Raw genomic sequence first — 16,408 nt, forward strand, 5'->3', positions numbered from 1 at the left:
TTTGCTGCCGACGTTATGGCCGATCGTCATCTCTGTTGCGCTTGGCGCAGATAAAGGCACTTTCGCTTCGTGAGCGAGATCGCGGCGGTTCCAAAGTGCCAGCTTCAGACCCGGCTGCAGATCAAAAAAGACAACGGCGCCATGCTCGAATTCCTGACCGATAATGCCTTCCGTGGGCAGTCCAAGCCCATCGCGGTAGAAGCGGAGCGACCGCTCCAAATCGTCCACACCTAGCGTAAGCACGGTGATACGTGGTTTCATCAAACGTACGCCTCCTACGTTTCTATTTTTTACCATTCTAGCATAAGGGCCAAAATTCCGCCAAGAAGAAAGCCTCCTGCACCCGTGAATCTAGGAGGGATACATGCCGATCACCGCATGGGCTTGTTGAACGAGGAGAGCAATTAATCGCTCGGGTTCTATCAGTTTCACGGCCCCTCCAAAACCAAGTACATATTGGACGGCTTCCTGCTCCGTATTGAAGTTCAACGTGATGTCCAGCATCCCGTCGTCCGGCCTAGCCTGTTCCGCAACCTTCACGACGAACTTATCGGTAAACGTCATCCGGCTGACGACTTCGGGGGCGGCTGCAACTTTCACTTGGAAGGCAGGCAGCGATTCCGAAAAAGCGAGCTTGCTCCTCTTCCAATATTCAGCCAGATGAAAGTCTTTCGGCCTTGTAAAACCTTCGCCCGCAGGTTCAGCCTGAACAATTCGCGATAAACGATAATTGCGATATGCTTCTTGTTCATTCAGCGCGACGAGGTACCACACGCTCCCTTTCACGACTAACCCGAGCGGGCATACGGTGATGGAGGAAGAGGTGCCGTCGGCTTTCTGGTAGACAAGCTTGAGCTTGCGGTCTGCCCATAGCGCTTCCTGGATGATGGTTAAAGCTTTGTTTTTATCTGCGACGGGCTTCCATGTACCGGTATCGATATAAATTTTTTCTAAAAAATGGCGTGCTTCCGACTTTGTTGCACTCGGCAAGGCGGCCAGCAGCTTCTGCCGGGTGTCCGTACCGAAGGTTCGAACGCCGAGATCCTCCAGCATGCTCTCCGAAGGGAGAATGAACAAGGTTTTCATCTCGTCCAGCTTCAGACCGCTCAGTTGACTTCGAAAATGGTCCATCAACCGCCATCCGCCAGTTTTGCCGCGGTCGGCTACGACAGGAATGCCCGACAAGCTGAGCGCATCCATATCGCGCAGAATCGTCCGATGGGACACTTCCAGCGTGCGAGACAGCTCCCGTGTTGTCATTCGCCCGTTATTCTGAAGCAGTACCATGATGCGAACGAGCCGATCAGCTCTCATAAGGATCACCTTTTCACTCATTTCATATATGACAAAAGATGACGTCATTATAGCGTACAATGAGATAAGATTCAAAAGAGGAGGCGTTAATGGAATGAAACCACTACAGGGGAAAATCGCTTTGGTTGCAGGCGCGACGCGGGGAGCCGGACGAGGCATTGCCATCGAACTGGGAGCAGCCGGGGCAACGGTCTATGTCACGGGAAGGACGACACGCGAGGCGCGCTCCGAGTACAATCGGCCGGAGACGATTGAAGAGACCGCAGAGCTTGTTACGCAAGCGGGCGGGCAAGGGGTTGCCGTTCAGGTCGACCATCTGGTGCCAGAGCAGGTGGAAGCTTTGGTGAAGCGGATCGAGCAGGAGCAGGGGCGACTCGACGTTCTCGTCAACGATATTTGGGGGGCAGAGTATTTGGCGGAGTGGAACGTCCCGATTTGGGAGCACTCGCTGGAGAAGGGCTTGCGCATGCTGAGACTGGCTATTGATACGCATATCATCACAAGCCACTATGCGCTGCCGCTGCTCATCAAGAACAAGAACGGGCTCATCGTCGAAATGACGGACGGCACCGCCGAGTACAATCAGACGCATTACCGGATTTCGGTGTTCTACGATCAAGCGAAAACGTCCATTACGCGCATGGCCTGGGCCTTGGCCCAAGAAGTGCAGCCTCATGGCTGCACGGCGGTTGCCTTAACGCCGGGATGGATGCGCTCGGAGATCATGCTCGAGCACTTCAAGGTGACGGAGGCCACTTGGCGGGATGCGACGGCCGATGAGCCGCATTTCGTGATCTCGGAGACGCCGCGTTTTGTCGGTCGCGCCGTCGCCGCACTTGCCGGGGATCCGGAAGTCGGGCGCTGGAACGGCCAATCTCTGTCCAGCGGCGGGCTTGCACAGGTATACGGCTTCACGGATGTCGACGGCTCTCGGCCGGATTGCATGCGGTATCTGGTCGAGGTTGTCGAGGCGGACAAACCTGCGGACGTTCGCGGGTACAAGTGATAAAAGACGAGCCCGCGGGATGTCTCCCTGCGGGCTTTCTGTGTACGCCGCGTTACATCGCCAGCCAGACAATCGCAAGTACCACAAGAGCAGGGACTGCTTGTATGAACAGAATGGACCTTTTAGCCGTGAAGCTTCCATACAGGCCTGCAACTAGCACGCATAGCAAGAAGAAGATGAGAATATGTTTGCTGACTGTCGGATCGGGGTACAGCAGCCCCCAGAATATCCCTGCAGCCAGAAACCCGTTGTACAGGCCTTGATTGCCCGCTAAAGAACGGGAAGCCTTTGCGAATTCCGGCGTCAAACCGAACGCTTTGAGACCTCTCGGTGTGGTCCACAAAAACATCTCCAAGCACAAAATATAAATGTGCAGCAAGCCAATTAATCCAGCCCCGATGTAAACCGCGATCATGCGATGGCCACCTCTCTTCGTTTACTTTTTTAACGACTCCTTATAAAAACCGGACAAAAACTGGAAAAACAGTTGCTCCGTAGGGAGCAGCTTGCGCTGCGTCGGGCAGATGATGCCGATCGTTCTCGTCACGGCGGGATCAACGATCGGTATTTTCACCGTCGAGTGCGGAATGTTATCCACCAAGGTGACCTCGGGCATGAGCGCTACGCCAAGTCCCGCTGAAACCAACCCTTTCAAAGCGTCAATATCGTCGCCTTCGAAAGCGATGTGCGGTGAAATCCCAAGTGCCTTGCAAGCATTAAGCACGATTTCCCGAAAAATCGTCCCCTCAGGCAGTGTAACAAACGAATCCTCTTTGAGCTCTTGCAGCTGGATGCTGGTGCGCCCGGCAAGCGGATGATGCTGGGGCAGCAGCGCGACAATATTTTCGGTGAACAATAACTTTTGCTTAATTTTCCTTTCGTCCGGAGGTAAGGGAGCGATCATCGCAAGATTGAATTCACCGTTGATCACCCCATCAATCAAATCCCGATAGGAGGCTTGCCTCATCTGGAATTTGGCTTCCGGATATTTTTTACGAAAGGCGTAGATCGCCGTCGGCAGCACGTGGGCAGCCAGGCTGATGGGAAACGCAATGCGGACGACGCCTTTTTCCGGCTCCAAATATTCCTTCACTTCGATCTCAGCCTCGTTGATCATCTTCAACACTTGTTCGACCCGTGCTAGAAATACCCTTCCGATTGGCGTTAATTTGACCCTCCGTCCTTCGCGAATAAAAAGATCGACCCCCAGCTCACTTTCCAAATTGAACAATTGCCGACTCACTGACGACTGTGCGACATGCAAGGCGTTGGCGGCTTCCGTCACATGTTCCCGCTTCGCAACCTCCAAAAAGTACCGCATTTGCCTAATTTCCAAGGGACTCACCTCCTATTCATGCGTAAAACGCATTAACTTTATCTTATCTGAATATTGAAGCGATCAATTATTAAATAATAATATTAAACTATTAGGCAGAAAAAGAGAAATGGTTATTCGCAATTTTAACATATAAAGGAGTCTACCCATGAGTCTACTACAAGAAATCGAACAAACGCACGCGGAAGATGCACAGAAGTACGTCAATGACTTGTTTGAGACAGTCAAAAAGCGCAACCCCCATGAAATTGAGTTTCATCAAGCCGTTCAAGAAGTATTCATCTCGCTGGTTCCTGCACTTGCCCAAAATCCTAAGTACATTCAGCACGCCATTCTCGATCGTTTGGTCGAGCCAGACCGCATCATCTCGTTCCGGGTTCCATGGACGGATGATCAAGGAAAGGTTAGAGTCAATCGTGGGTTTCGTGTTCAATTTAGCAACGCGATCGGTCCATACAAAGGCGGCTTAAGATTCCATCCTTCGGTTAACGCGAGTATTGTTAAATTTCTAGGATTCGAACAAATCCTTAAAAATTCATTGACCGGACAGGCGATCGGCGGCGGAAAAGGCGGTTCCGATTTTGATCCGAAAGGCAAATCAGACCTGGAAATCATGCGGTTTTGCCAAAGCTTTATGACAGAGCTCAGCAAGCACATTGGACCGGATACTGACGTTCCTGCCGGCGATATTGGTGTCGGGGCCAGAGAAATCGGCTTTATGTTCGGACAGTATAAAAAGATGGTCGGCGCCCATGAAGCAGGCGTTCTGACCGGAAAAGGCATCGGATATGGCGGAAGCTTGGGCCGTAAAGAGGCAACGGGCTATGGCGCCGTTTATTTTGTTGAAGAAATGCTCAAGAACGCAGGGCACCGCGGTTTTGAAGGCAGCACGGTCGTCGTATCCGGCTCCGGCAACGTATCGATCTATGCGATTGAAAAAGCGCAGCAGCTTGGCGCTAAAGTCGTGGCTTGCAGCGATTCCAGCGGCTATATTTATCACAAATCCGGCATTAATCTGGAAACGCTGAAACGTTTGAAAGAAGTTGAAAACAAACGCTGCAGCGATTATGTGCTTGAACATCCGGATGCCGTCTATACGGCAGGTTGTTCCGGGATCTGGACAATTCCTTGCGATATTGCGCTGCCATGCGCAACCCAAAACGAGATCGATAAAGCTTCCGCTGAACTGCTTGTCCGCAATGGCGTAAAAGCTGTAGGCGAGGGAGCTAACATGCCTTCAACTTTAGAAGCGATCGATATTTTCCTGGAAAATCAGGTGCTGTTTGCTCCTGCGAAAGCGGCCAATGCCGGCGGTGTAGCCGTCTCCGCTTTGGAAATGGCACAAAACAGCGCACGGCTGTCCTGGACGATGGAAGAAGTCGATGCGAAGCTGCATACGATTATGCACAATATTTATCGGGAGTGTGTCGAAGCCTCTGAAAAATACGGCATTCCCGGCAACCTGGTTGTCGGCGCCAACATTGCCGGCTTTGTCCGTGTTGCGGATGCGATGATCGCACAGGGAATTTAAGACTTACCTATACCGCTTTGATATGCCCTTGTTCACAAGAACAATGACATATTGAGGCGGTTTTTTTGCATAAAAGGAACGTTTGTTTGTATTCGTTCGATTCTATGTTAAAATAAGGAAGAAATTTAATTCCAAAGGAGGAACTGTTTTGACGACTGAAGTCCAACATGGCAAGCCGGCGATCATGCCGCACCTGTGGTTTGACAAAGAAGCGAAGGAAGCCGCGGAGTTCTATTGCAATGTTTTTCCGAATTCCCACATCATCAGCCAGACGGTTTTGTATGAGACACCTTCGGGGGAGTGTGACTTGGTAGCGTTCGAAGTCTGGGGTCAGCCGTTTATGGCGATCTCTGCCGGTCCGCACTTCAAAATCAATCCAACAATCTCCTTTATCGTCAATTTCGATCCGTCTCGGGACAGCCATGCGGCGGAAATGCTCGATGAAGTATGGAACAAGCTGTCCGATGGCGGGTTCGCTCTGATGCCGCTTGGCGAGTATCCGTTCAGCAAAAAGTACGGCTGGATTCAGGACAAATACGGTGTCTCCTGGCAGCTGATGCTGACGAATCCGGAAGGAGAGCCTCGCCCCGCAATCATTCCTTCCATGCTGTTTGTGGGCAGCAACTGTGGAAAAGCCGAGTCGGCCCGTGAGTTCTATCTGTCGGTTTTCCGGATTTCCAAGCCTGGCACTCTCCTGCGGTATGGCCCTGGTTCGGGACCGGATCAAGAAGGAACGGTGATGTTCTCCGACTTCATGCTGGAGCATACTTGGTTTACGGCAATGGACAGCGCGTACGAACACAAGTTTCAATTCAACGAAGCGGTTTCGCTTCTCGTTCAATGTGAGACGCAGGAGGAGATTGACTACTATTGGGACAAGCTCTCCCACGTGCCAGAGGCGGAGCAATGCGGCTGGGTCAAAGATCAGTTCGGCGTTTCCTGGCAGATTTCTCATGTCGCCATGGACAAGATGTTGACGGAAGGTTCCCAAGAACAGCGTGCCCGCGTCACGGAAGCGTTCTTGAAGATGAAGAAGTTCGACATCGCGGAATTGCAAAAGGTGTATCTGGGAAATTGATCATAACGCGAAAGAAGCCTAGCGAACAGGACTCGCTAGGCTTTCTTTTGTGAGCGCTGATCGAGAGACTTGAGGCGGAAGGCTAGCGCGCCTGATTCATCCAAGCATGCAGTTCGGCAATCATTTGCGGATATGGCGCAACAGGATAAGTAAAGTCAGTGCGGGTGGAGACAAGGCACTTGTCTGACTTTATATCGGAGCTTTCGTGAATGGTAACCGCATCGTGCTGGAACTGCTTCTGCAGGAGAAGCAGCAGCTCGTGTTTGGACAGCTTCGGCTGGCCGGCCAGATGGACGAGGCCGTGAATGGGGCGCTCCAAGCACCATGCGATCGCTTTGGCTAGCTCCAGTGTCGTGACGCCGTTCCAGAACACCTGGCTGTACCCTTGAATATCGCCTTTTTGCTGCATGAACCAGTGAAAAAGGCCGATGCCGCCGGTCTTGAGCTCAGGCCCGATGATGGAGGTGCGGATGGTAAGCGCATGGGGGGCGGTTACTTCCCCGAGGCTTTTGGTTTTCCCGTAGACGGATAAAGCGTCAGCAATATCCCATTCCGTGTAATCTCCGCGCGAGCCCGAGAAGACGCAGTCCGTTGAAATGTGGATGAGACGAAATCCGAACAGCTGCCCATATTCGGCCAGCAGATGAGGAAGCAAGCTGTTGACATAAATGCCCTCGGTCTGCCGGCTTCTGGCTTCGTCATTCAGCAGGCCGACCGCGTTAATGACCGTATCGGGCTGGATCTGGCCAAGCAGCTGCTTCAGATGGGCGTCGTCCCGGACGTCGAGGGATACCGAGCGAGGGTCGAACGGATCGGAAGTCCGTGCCGTCGACCATAGTTCATAGCCGGCTTGACGGGAGAAGTAGTCTTTGAGCATATGTCCAGCCATGCCCTGGCTCCCGATGATAAGCAATTTCAAGAGAGAAATCCTCCTTTTTGAAGCATTTCCAGAATGTCGGATTTCGTCATTAAGGAATCGTTAGAGGCATACTGCGTGAAGTCGGCTTTGGGCAGATGGCTGTAATGGCGGGTGAGCGTGTGGGCTGCATTGGCAGGGAGGATGACATAATACGTTTCATTATATTGATACGTGAAGGGGACTTCGTGGGCGGAAATAAGTACCTCATGCAGCTTCTCGCCGGGGCGGATGCCGACGTCCCTGACTGTGAACGGACCGTCGGACAGCTGTTCCATCAACACTTCGGCCAAGTCGAGGATGCCGCAGGCGTTCATTTTCATGACGAACGTTTCGCCGCCGATCGCCGCTTTGGCAGCGCGCAGAAGCAAGCCGATGGCCTCTGAAAGCGTAAGGAAGAAGCGGGTCATCTCCATATGGGTGAGGGGAATGTCCTCGCCTTGCAGGATGCGGCTTTTAAAGAAAGGCACTACGCTTCCGTTGGTGCCTAACACGTTGCCGCCTCGAATGCAAACGAACCGGGTCGTCTGGCTGAGATCGTTGGCTCTGACCATCAGCTTCTCGCCTAGCGCCTTCGTCATGCCGTAGAAGTTGATCGGATCGACGGCTTTATCCGTAGAGACATCTATCACTTTCTTGACGCCGCTGCGAATGCTGGCGCGGATGACATTTTCCGTTCCTTGCACATTCGTTTTGAGCGCTTCGTCCGGTTGGGCTTCACAGATCGGGACGTGCTTCAAGGCGGCCAAATGGAAGACGTAATCGACGTCTCGGCACGCATCTTCAAGGGCTTGCAGATCCCGGACATCGCCGATGAGAAAGGTAAGCGCCGGATGGAAACCAAAGTCCCGCTGCATTTTGACTTGCGCATATTCATTCCGTGAAAATATACGGATTTCCTTCGGTTCCTCCAGCAGGAGGCTGCGGGTTAGCTCCTGCCCCCAAGAACCTGTTCCTCCCGTAATGAGAATGGTTTGGTTATGAAACATAACTCTGACCTCCTAATACAATTTTGACCACTTTGCTGGATACATGGGGATCCAGATAACCTTCGGGATGCGTCCATTTGTGCTGAGACTGCATCATCAGTTTCACGCAGGCAGCAATGCGCTGCGGTTCCAGACCTGAGAGCAGGTTGCTGCCGCACAGCAGCGTCTCGGGCCGTTCAGTGCTTTGACGGATCGTCACGGCCGGCACGCCGAGAATGCAGCTTTCTTCCTGCACGGTACCGCTGTCGGTAATGACGCAGGCGGCTTCCTGCTGCAGCTTCAGAAAGTCGAAAAATCCGAAAGGGGGCAGGAAGCGGATAAGCGGATCGGCGGCTGCGATGCCAAGCTTCTTCAGACGATCTTTCGTGCGGGGATGCGTGCTGCAGATGATTGGGAGCCCTGTATGCTGGGCAACGAGCCCTAGACCCTCAATAATTTGCTGCAACCGGCCTTCATGATCGACATTCTCGGCCCGGTGCGTAGTGACGAGAATATAGTCTTTGGCCTGCAGGCCGAGTTCATCCAAGATGCGGCTCGCTAAAGCTTGCCCCTTATAATGCTCCATCACTTCATAGATCGGATTGCCGGTCATCCATATTCGCTGAGCGGGAACGCCATCGCGCAGCAAGTTCTCACGCGCGCCCGGCGTATAGGGCATGTTGCACGTCGAGATCGCATCGATAGCTTTACGGTTAATTTCTTCCGGCACGCGAGTATCGTAGCAGCGGTTTCCGGCCTCCATATGATAGACGGGAATTCCGTGCCGTTCGCCGATCAGGGCGGTCAGAGCGCTGTTGGTATCGCCGAGCACGAGCATGCGATCCGGTTTCTCGCGCAGGATAACCTTCTCGACTTCAACGAACATTTGAGCGATTTGCTCACCGATCGTATTCGCATTCAGGCGGATGTGAACATCCGGAGGGCGTATACCCATCTCATCGAAGAAAACGTCGCTGAGCGATCGGTCATAATTTTGACCGGAGTGAACGAGAATATGGGAATCGGCCAAAAGGTCCAGTTTGGCAATAACTAAGCTTAGCCGGATAATTTCGGGACGCGTTCCAAGAACCGTCATGATCTTCATGGCGTAAAACTCCTTTTCATACCAAGCTTCGGTAGTAGTTCAACGTATCGAGCACCGTCTGGGCGAGCGGGATGCCAGGCTGCCAAGTTGTCGCTTGGCGCAGTTTTGAATAATCGCCTTGAACGATCGCTGCTTCCGAAGGGCGGATCAAACGTTTGTCGATGGTTACTTCAAACGGAACGTTTGCGCAGCGTTTGAGCAACTCGATGATGGCGCTGATAGGAACAGCCTTGCCGCTGCAAACGTTGTAGACGCTGCCGGGGGCGGACGAGGCTAATGGTAGCAGGGTAAGGTAGGCTTCCACCGCATCCCGTACGTCGAGAAAATCCCGTCGAACAGTCGTATTGCCGACATGCAATTTGGGGGGGAGGAGCCCCTTTTCCATCTGCGCCACCTGTTTGGCAAGGACAGCGCAGACCCCGGTCGCAGGGCCGGGCCCGATTAAATTAAACGTTCGCGCCAGCAGCGCGGGAATGCCATACACACGGCCGTACATCTGGACAACGGCGCCCATGACCAGCTTGCTCCAGGCATACGGGCTGCCGGGCAGCAACGGCGCTGTTTCCGCGAGCGGAGCAGCAGGCACAGCTTCCAAGTCATACTCATAGGCGGTCCCTATGGCCAGAAATCCTTTCAGTCCGGCAGCGGAGTCTGTTCGTACCGCCTCCAACAGCTGCAGGGTACTCCATGCGTTCGCTTCCATCACGGAAACAGGATCTTTGTACGAAGTACTTACATCGTTGGCCCCGGCCAAATGAATGATATACGTAAACGAATGCGCAGAAATCAACTGCTTGATAAAGCTTTCTTGCGCCATATCCCCTGAGATGTAGGCAAGGCGCGGATGCTGCAGCCCGCAGAAAGCCCGGCGTCCGATGCCTACCACATCCATGCCGTGTTCGAGCAAGCAGGCGGCCATATGCTGTCCAACGAACCCGTTAACCCCCGTGAGGAGGACGAGCGGGGAAGCTTGCGTCATACCGATTCACCGGGCAGCAGGAGGCTCTTCAACTTGCCGAACTCTTCGTTCGCTCGTGTATAGTCCGATGGACGGCCAATATCGAGCCAGAAGTCATTGTTTTCGTAATGGCGCACCTTTTCACCCGCAGCTAACAGCTTATGAATCAAATCTGGGATGTCAAAATAGCTGCCTGCCGGAATATAATCGGCGATTTCCGGGTTCATCATATAAATACCCATACTGACATAAGCGGAGCGGGTTGGCTTTTCTATGAAATTGGTGACATATTCCTCCTGGGTTTCCAGCACGCCAAGCTCAATGGGAATGCCTCTTTTCTGCGATGCGATGGTAAGTATGCTGCCTCCCGTCATGTGAAAATCCCGGAACCCGGCAAAATCCAGCGTCGTTAAGACATCGCAATTAATGAGCAGAAAGGGGCCGGATCTTCGTTGGATCAATCGAATGGGCCCTACGGTGCCGAGAGGTTCTTTTTCTACATAATAAGAGATAGAAATACCACGAGAGCTGCCGTCCCCGAAATACGTCTGGATGAGCCCAGATAAATAACCACATGCCATGGTGATTGACGTAAACCCATAATTTCGGAGCTGCTTGACAATAATTTCGAGAATGGGCTGTTCACCGACGGGCAATAGCCCTTTTGGAAGCACCTTTGTATAAGGTGCCATGCGCATTCCCTTGCCTCCCGTCATAATTACGGCTTCCACAGAATCCACTCCTTATACAACATATTCATTCGGACGATACAGCTCAGGGTGATCTTTCATCCACGCAATCGTCCGCTCTAATCCTTGCGACAGCGAAATGGAAGGTTGCCATCCAATTAAAGCAGCGGCCTTGCTGCTGTCCGAGAAGAGTCGATCCACTTCGCTTTTCTCCGGCCGTACCCGCTCGCTCGCAAGCCGCACGGGGATATCTCTGCCAATGATGTGTTTAATCTTCTGAGCAAGCTCGCCAATGGAAATTTCGGCGCCGGACCCGGCGTTAATCGTCTGACCGATGGCGGCCTCATGTGAAGCTGCGCAAATAAAAGCCCGGGCGGTATCTTCCACGAATGTGAAATCGCGGGTCGCAGTGAGGTTGCCAAGCGCAATTTCAGGCTGGTGCAGCGCTTGATTAATAATAGTAGGGATGACGGCGCGCATGGATTGGCGGGGACCATAAGCATTAAAGGGTCTGACGGTGACGACCGGCAGCGAATAGGAGCAGTAGAAACTTTCTATGATTTTATCTGCACCGATCTTGCTGGCCGAATAAGGGGATTGCCCTTGCAGAGGATGTGTTTCATCCATCGGCACATAGCGCGCGCTGCCATATACCTCGCTGGTGGAGGTGTGGATCAATCGTGGGATGCCTAATTCGAGGACGGCTTGGGCTACATTCAGCGTGCCGATCACATTAGTCTGAACGACATCTGTCGGATGCTGATATGAGTAGGGAATCGCAATCAATGCGCCTAGATGGAAGACAGTATCGGTCCCTTTAACCGCACGGTGGACGCCATGCGGATCTCGCAAATCACCTTTAATGACCTCGATTTCTTGCTGTACATCTGCAGGCAGTTGATCGAGAAATCCGCGAGTATTCGTTGAATTATATCGGATGAACGCTTTGACGCTTGCTCCCTCCGCAACCAGTTGATGAACGAGATGACTGCCTATAAATCCGGCAGCGCCTGTAACTAGAACCTGCTTTCCTTGCATCATGAAAATAATCACTCCTTCCAACATATGGTTACAGTCTATTCTCGAAGAATTGGGAAGTAGTGGACTATCCCCCACTCAGGAATTGTAATCGTTGAAAATAGGTAATCATTATGTACTTGAAAAGGCTGCCTCTAAAGATCTCAATGAATCTTTCGGGGCAGCCGGTTGAATGACACAATTGGCTATGGGTACGTGTAGGAAACGCCGGAGAAAGTGATTGGACCTGTAACTGTTGCGCCGGTCAACAGCCCCGCTTCCAACTGAACATTTAATGTGTAGCCTTGGTTGGATGTTGCGGGAACGTTCATATCAATCGCTTGAAAGGAGACCGTAAGCTCTTGCCCTGCATTTAAGAGGACTTCCTCTCTGCACGAGAAAATAACGGCATTGCCGCGCAGTACGTTAAACAACAAGACGGGTGCCAATAACGTGGAGGTCACGCCTACTGTGGCGTTAAGGATAACTCGGTTGGCACCTTGCGGAATCGCCAGACCGAATTGGGCAAGTGTGATAGGCGATGTTGTAACCGTCCGGGAAAGTGAACCGCTTGTTGTACCCGGAACGCTTGTCCCAATACTAAAAATCTGTGTCATAGAATCACCTCCTTTTGCTACATGCTATTAAAATATGAAATTTTCGCTTGTGTGGGAGCTGTTTTTTCTGAAAAAGGGGCGAAGTAAATGGATGGTTTTCCCAATTTCTTGATGGGAAATAGACACATTGAGGGGTCAAATTGGTACAGCGGCACATAATCTATTTTTAAATAAATACTGGGAGGTACCGCCCTGCATGGACATACACAATGCCAGTCCTACGATCTTTCTGAACACAGTTCCGAAGAGCGGAACGAATCTCCTCAATCAGTTGTTGTTAGGATTGCCGGGAACTAGCATGAATCCCTACGTATTCTATGAAGGATTAGCTCAGGATTTGCCTGCGCATGCCGCCATATTGAGCAAGGCAGCTCCGGGCGAACTGTATATGGGGCATGTGTACTACTCGGCAGAATGGGCTTCGCTGCTGCGCCAATCCGGATTGAAGACGATTTTTATGAGCAGAGACTTACGGGATGTGCTCGTGTCGCTGACGTATTTCATTCTCGAGAAGCTGCCGCATTATCCACTGTATGAGCAGTTGCGTGCGCTCAAGAGTCAGAAGGAGCGCTATTTGCTGCTTATTCACGGTTATGGCCAGTATCCAAACATCCGGAATTGGTTCCGTGTATTCCAGGGCTGGTTGTATGAATCGGGTGTGCATACAGTCACGTACGAAGAATTAATGACTTCACAAGAGCTCAGAAAGGAAAAGATCGCTGGCATCGCCGCATTTCTATGGAAGGACCGCGTACCGCCGCTGCCGCTCGACCAGCTCGCGCTTCAAATGGAAGCAAACATAAGCAGCGATCGCTCATTTACGTTCCGCAAAGGACTTGTTGGAGGCTGGAGAGATGAATTCGATGACGAAGTGACGGCGGCTTTCAAACGCGTGGCCGGCGAGGTATTAATTCAAACGGGTTATGAAAAAAATATGGATTGGTCATAACCGGCAGAAGTGGAGGTTGGACATGAAAGTCGTAATCCTTGCTGCAGATCTTCATATTGGCGGTGGTTGTAAAGTATTGATTGACATTGCCGGTGCGCTGACGAGCAAAGGGCATGAAGTCGAGATTGTCATTCCGCAAACCGCCACCGTAAAGTACAACATTCCCTGCAAGCTGACGATTGTTCCGAAATTGGACAGGGCATATATCCCTTATGGTGATATTGTGTTGACGAATTTCTATACGACGTTCCAACCGGCTTTCGAAGCTTGGCCGGAGCAAACGGTTCGATTAAGCCTCGGATTCGAGCCGCTCTGGGCACCCGACCGTCAAGCGGCTTTATGGACGTATTGCCAAGGTGTGCCGGTCATCACGATTTCCAACTGGATGGACCAATTAATTTATGAACACTCTGGCCGCCGCAGCACCGTCGTTTCGCTTGGCGTGGACCCCCAAGTGTTCCGTCCGCGCGGGCCAAAGATTGCACCGCTCCCTGACAAGTCATCATCTAAAGTGATCTTGTACATTGCAAGGGATGCGAACGATTACGCATTAAAAGGCTTCAGCGATTTCTTCGGAGCTATGGAAATTATCAAGAATGAATATCAAGGAGACTATGTCGTCTATCTGATTTGTCCGGACGGCAGGATGTCGCTGAGTCAGCTTGATATTCCCGAACGCATTTTCCATCCAAAAGATGAGTTCGAGATGGCGAAGCTGTATCGCACGGCGGATGTGTTCGTCGCTTCCTCGTGGTTCGAAGCATTCTCCCTGCCTCCGCTGGAGGCGATGGCTTGCGGCACACCTGTCGTGACAACGAATTCCGGCGGTGTTATGGACTTTTGCGCGCATATGGAAAGCGCCTATGTGACAGCGCCGAAAGATGCCCGCGGGCTTGCCCAAGGCATATGCGCCATTTTATCGGATCCGCCGCTTGCAAATAAGCTTGCTCGAGGAGGCAGCGTGAGTGCGGCACGATTAACGAAAGCCCTTTTTGAAAGAAATATGGTGAATGCCCTGGAGGAAATCGTGAAGAAGCGTCACACTGCGGGTTAACCTACCAAAGGAGGTGTTCGAAGAATGAATACAACTGCGAAGGTCTCTATTGTCATTCCTTTCTACAACTGCGCTTATGTCGACAAAGCCATTGAAAGCGCACTTGGACAGACGTATCCCAACATTGAGATCATCGTTGTCAATGACGGCTCAACCAAGTATGTGGAGAAGCTGGATCCATACATGGGGCGAATCCGTTATGTTGAAAAAGGAAATGGCGGTACAGCCAGTGCGCTGAATGCCGGCATCAAACGTGCCACTGGCGACTATTTTGCTTGGCTGAGCTCCGATGACATGTTCGAACCGCGTAAAGTGGAGAGACAACTGGCTTTTATGCAGGAGAGAGGGGCTAAAGTCAGCTATACGTCGTATGTGCATATGGATGAGCAGGGGCATATTTTTGGCGGTCCTTCCGGCATCGGCTGCCCCACGAAGTTGGAATTTTTCTCAACGATGCAAAAAGGCTGCATTATTAACGGCTGTACGGTTATGCTGCACATGAGTGTTTTTCGAAAAGTGGGCTATTTCAATGAGTCCCGCAAATATACGCAGGATTATGACCTATGGATGCGAGTGATGAAAATTTTTGATTTTCACTATTTGGACGAAAGTCTCGTCCGCTATCGAGTTCATCAGGAAATGGGCACGCGCAAGCATGAAAGTGAAATCGTCAAAGAAATTCATCTTGTGCAGTCTACCTATCGGAGGGATCTGGACGCTTTGATTAATAAAGAGAAACTGACTATCACTTTCCCGATTATCACACTTAGTATTGGCGGGGCTCAGCGCATGCTGGCAGAGATGGTTAACGGACTTTCGGCCAAAGGGCATAACGTCATTGTTTTGATGCCTCCGACCGGCACTTTGAGCTACAGCGTCAATGCTCAAATTATTCGCACCAAACAGCCTTATGCCGTCCAAGAAAGCGATTATCCCAAAGCTGACGTCATTGTTTCCAACTTTTATACGATTGTCCCCTCCGCGCATCAAGCCAGCTTAAACGGGAAAGGCGTGCATGTCCGCTTAAGCCTGTGCTATGAACCTTCCTTTTTGCCTGAGAACCATATCTCCTTTCCGACTTACCATATTTCCAAGCATATTGTGGTGCTCTCCGAATGGCAGAAGCAGCTGATTGCGCTGAATCACGGGCATCAGGCACACATTGTGCCGGTAGGTGTCGGTGCGGCGTTTAGAAACATGCATATTCGAGGCGCACAGGGGCAATTGCAAATTGCTGCCATTCTGCGCAGGCCGGAAGGCGGCTATTCCTGGCACAGGGAGCAAGACTATTTGATTCAGCAGTTGGAGCTTGTGCAAGCTCGATATCCGCATGTACGGATCTCGCTGATGTCTCCACCTGAGGAGTTTCAGAGTTCGCCTATGCTGCAGGAGATTAAAGCGAGCCATCCGAACTTCCGGTATTTGACCCCTGGTCATGATGGGGCTATGGCCTATCATTACAACGAAACGGATATATTCGTCAATTCCTCGACCTATGATTCGGCTTCTCTGCCGGGACTCGAGGCGATGCGCTGCGGTGCTGCGCTTGTTACCACGTATAACGGCGGCAATATGGATTACTGCCGTCACGAGCAGAACGGCTTGATGTCTTACCGGTATGAGAATCGCTTGGCGTCGGATGTTGGCAGGTTGATTGAAGACGGGGAGCTTAGACGCCGATTGGCTGCTGCAGGGGAAGCGGAGGCTGCGAAATGGACGTGGGAGCGCAGTGTAAACGCCTTTGAAAAAGCTATTAACGAGATCCGATCATCGCGATAGAAACCCAGTTTTATATTTTTAGGTGAGCGTCTAGGACGAGGGTCTACCCCTATGAGTAGTATAGCTATGTAGTCTAAACCAATTATAATGG

At 51.7% G+C, this 16,408-nt stretch carries 17 protein-coding genes; 6 read left to right on the forward strand and 11 right to left on the reverse strand.

The features are described 5' to 3' along the window. On the reverse strand, positions 1 to 261 hold a 261-nt coding region (locus EJQ19_RS09020), incomplete at its 3' end, for a VOC family protein (RefSeq protein WP_338143325.1). Between the two features lie 90 nt (positions 262 to 351). Further along, positions 352 to 1,314 carry a helix-turn-helix transcriptional regulator gene (locus EJQ19_RS09025; protein WP_126140885.1) on the reverse strand — a complete coding sequence of 321 codons (963 nt, stop codon included), beginning with the start codon at positions 1,312 to 1,314 and terminating at the stop codon, positions 352 to 354. Between the two features lie 94 nt (positions 1,315 to 1,408). On the opposite strand from EJQ19_RS09025, the gene EJQ19_RS09030 reads away from it, so the two are divergent. Continuing rightward, positions 1,409 to 2,320, forward strand: a complete 912-nt coding sequence (locus EJQ19_RS09030) for an SDR family oxidoreductase (RefSeq protein ID WP_126140886.1) — start codon at positions 1,409 to 1,411, stop codon at positions 2,318 to 2,320. Positions 2,321 to 2,372: 52 nt separating this feature from the next. Here the strand turns inward: EJQ19_RS09030 and EJQ19_RS09035 are convergent, their stop codons facing one another. Continuing rightward, positions 2,373 to 2,735 carry a DUF1304 domain-containing protein gene (locus EJQ19_RS09035; protein ID WP_126140887.1) on the reverse strand — a complete coding sequence of 121 codons (363 nt, stop codon included), beginning with the start codon at positions 2,733 to 2,735 and terminating at the stop codon, positions 2,373 to 2,375. Between the two features lie 21 nt (positions 2,736 to 2,756). Beyond that, entirely contained in the window at positions 2,757 to 3,656 is a 900-nt protein-coding gene (gene gltC, locus EJQ19_RS09040; protein WP_126140888.1) for a glutamate biosynthesis transcriptional regulator GltC, read from the reverse strand. Positions 3,657 to 3,804: 148 nt separating this feature from the next. Here gltC and gdhA point away from each other — a divergent pair, with 148 nt between their 5' ends. Both gdhA and EJQ19_RS09050 read left to right on the forward strand, forming a co-directional pair. Beyond that, complete coding sequence (gene gdhA, locus EJQ19_RS09045; RefSeq protein ID WP_126140889.1) at positions 3,805 to 5,187, forward strand: NADP-specific glutamate dehydrogenase; 1,383 nt, start codon at positions 3,805 to 3,807, stop codon at positions 5,185 to 5,187. Positions 5,188 to 5,371: 184 nt separating this feature from the next. After that, positions 5,372 to 6,265, forward strand: coding sequence for a VOC family protein (locus EJQ19_RS09050; protein ID WP_126140950.1), 894 nt, complete (start codon positions 5,372 to 5,374; stop codon positions 6,263 to 6,265). An 82-nt stretch (positions 6,266 to 6,347) separates the two neighbouring features. On the opposite strand, the gene EJQ19_RS09055 is transcribed toward EJQ19_RS09050, so the two are convergent. The 7 genes from EJQ19_RS09055 to EJQ19_RS09085 all read right to left on the reverse strand — a co-directional run bounded on the left by EJQ19_RS09055 (position 6,348) and on the right by EJQ19_RS09085 (position 12,535). Beyond that, entirely contained in the window at positions 6,348 to 7,184 is an 837-nt protein-coding gene (locus tag EJQ19_RS09055) for a dTDP-4-dehydrorhamnose reductase family protein (RefSeq protein ID WP_126140890.1), read from the reverse strand. Beyond that, positions 7,181 to 8,170, reverse strand: coding sequence for a polysaccharide biosynthesis protein (locus EJQ19_RS09060; RefSeq protein WP_126140891.1), 990 nt, complete (start codon positions 8,168 to 8,170; stop codon positions 7,181 to 7,183). The genes EJQ19_RS09055 and EJQ19_RS09060 overlap by 4 nt, the downstream gene beginning before the upstream one ends. After that, positions 8,160 to 9,254 carry a non-hydrolyzing UDP-N-acetylglucosamine 2-epimerase gene (gene wecB, locus EJQ19_RS09065; RefSeq protein ID WP_126140892.1) on the reverse strand — a complete coding sequence of 365 codons (1,095 nt, stop codon included), beginning with the start codon at positions 9,252 to 9,254 and terminating at the stop codon, positions 8,160 to 8,162. Before wecB ends, EJQ19_RS09060 begins: the two co-directional genes overlap by 11 nt. A 16-nt stretch (positions 9,255 to 9,270) precedes the next feature. Next, the gene (locus EJQ19_RS09070; RefSeq protein WP_126140893.1) at positions 9,271 to 10,233 is read right to left on the reverse strand and encodes a GDP-mannose 4,6-dehydratase; all 963 of its coding nucleotides are present in this window, start codon (positions 10,231 to 10,233) and stop codon (positions 9,271 to 9,273) included. Further along, a complete protein-coding gene (locus EJQ19_RS09075; RefSeq protein ID WP_126140894.1) occupies positions 10,230 to 10,943 on the reverse strand; it encodes a sugar phosphate nucleotidyltransferase in 714 nt (237 codons plus the stop codon). Before EJQ19_RS09075 ends, EJQ19_RS09070 begins: the two co-directional genes overlap by 4 nt. A gap of 12 nt (positions 10,944 to 10,955) precedes the next feature. Next, the gene (locus EJQ19_RS09080) at positions 10,956 to 11,942 is read right to left on the reverse strand and encodes an SDR family NAD(P)-dependent oxidoreductase (RefSeq protein ID WP_126140895.1); all 987 of its coding nucleotides are present in this window, start codon (positions 11,940 to 11,942) and stop codon (positions 10,956 to 10,958) included. Between the two features lie 182 nt (positions 11,943 to 12,124). Then, positions 12,125 to 12,535, reverse strand: a complete 411-nt coding sequence (locus tag EJQ19_RS09085; RefSeq protein WP_126140896.1) for a hypothetical protein — start codon at positions 12,533 to 12,535, stop codon at positions 12,125 to 12,127. Between the two features lie 196 nt (positions 12,536 to 12,731). On the opposite strand from EJQ19_RS09085, the gene EJQ19_RS09090 reads away from it, so the two are divergent. From EJQ19_RS09090 to EJQ19_RS32475, 3 genes are read left to right on the forward strand one after another with little or no spacing between them, the layout of a single operon-like run. After that, positions 12,732 to 13,484, forward strand: a complete 753-nt coding sequence (locus EJQ19_RS09090; RefSeq protein ID WP_126140897.1) for a sulfotransferase domain-containing protein — start codon at positions 12,732 to 12,734, stop codon at positions 13,482 to 13,484. 22 nt (positions 13,485 to 13,506) lie between these two features. Further along, complete coding sequence (locus EJQ19_RS09095; protein WP_164716415.1) at positions 13,507 to 14,538, forward strand: glycosyltransferase family 4 protein; 1,032 nt, start codon at positions 13,507 to 13,509, stop codon at positions 14,536 to 14,538. Between the two features lie 24 nt (positions 14,539 to 14,562). Then, positions 14,563 to 16,317 (forward strand): glycosyltransferase, encoded by a 1,755-nt coding sequence (locus EJQ19_RS32475; RefSeq protein ID WP_241242807.1) that lies wholly within the window; start codon positions 14,563 to 14,565, stop codon positions 16,315 to 16,317. Positions 16,318 to 16,408 lie beyond the last annotated feature (91 nt).

Source organism: Paenibacillus whitsoniae, assembly GCF_003955665.1.
GTDB classification, from domain to species: domain Bacteria; phylum Bacillota; class Bacilli; order Paenibacillales; family NBRC-103111; genus Paenibacillus_E; species Paenibacillus_E whitsoniae.

What these genes read in the sequence shown, in the direction of transcription:
- EJQ19_RS09030 (WP_126140886.1), top strand. Translation starts at nt 1,409, where the DNA reads ATGAAACCACTACAGGGGAAAATCGCTTTGGTTGCAGGCGCGACGCGG.
- EJQ19_RS09025 (WP_126140885.1), bottom strand. Translation starts at nt 1,314, where the DNA reads ATGAGAGCTGATCGGCTCGTTCGCATCATGGTACTGCTTCAGAATAAC.
- EJQ19_RS09035 (WP_126140887.1), bottom strand. Translation starts at nt 2,735, where the DNA reads ATGATCGCGGTTTACATCGGGGCTGGATTAATTGGCTTGCTGCACATT.
- EJQ19_RS09080 (WP_126140895.1), bottom strand. Translation starts at nt 11,942, where the DNA reads ATGATGCAAGGAAAGCAGGTTCTAGTTACAGGCGCTGCCGGATTTATA.
- EJQ19_RS32475 (WP_241242807.1), top strand. Translation starts at nt 14,563, where the DNA reads ATGAATACAACTGCGAAGGTCTCTATTGTCATTCCTTTCTACAACTGC.
- wecB (WP_126140892.1), bottom strand. Translation starts at nt 9,254, where the DNA reads ATGAAGATCATGACGGTTCTTGGAACGCGTCCCGAAATTATCCGGCTA.
- EJQ19_RS09095 (WP_164716415.1), top strand. Translation starts at nt 13,507, where the DNA reads ATGAAAGTCGTAATCCTTGCTGCAGATCTTCATATTGGCGGTGGTTGT.
- EJQ19_RS09060 (WP_126140891.1), bottom strand. Translation starts at nt 8,170, where the DNA reads ATGTTTCATAACCAAACCATTCTCATTACGGGAGGAACAGGTTCTTGG.
- EJQ19_RS09070 (WP_126140893.1), bottom strand. Translation starts at nt 10,233, where the DNA reads ATGACGCAAGCTTCCCCGCTCGTCCTCCTCACGGGGGTTAACGGGTTC.
- EJQ19_RS09090 (WP_126140897.1), top strand. Translation starts at nt 12,732, where the DNA reads ATGGACATACACAATGCCAGTCCTACGATCTTTCTGAACACAGTTCCG.
- gdhA (WP_126140889.1), top strand. Translation starts at nt 3,805, where the DNA reads ATGAGTCTACTACAAGAAATCGAACAAACGCACGCGGAAGATGCACAG.
- EJQ19_RS09085 (WP_126140896.1), bottom strand. Translation starts at nt 12,535, where the DNA reads ATGACACAGATTTTTAGTATTGGGACAAGCGTTCCGGGTACAACAAGC.
- EJQ19_RS09050 (WP_126140950.1), top strand. Translation starts at nt 5,372, where the DNA reads ATGCCGCACCTGTGGTTTGACAAAGAAGCGAAGGAAGCCGCGGAGTTC.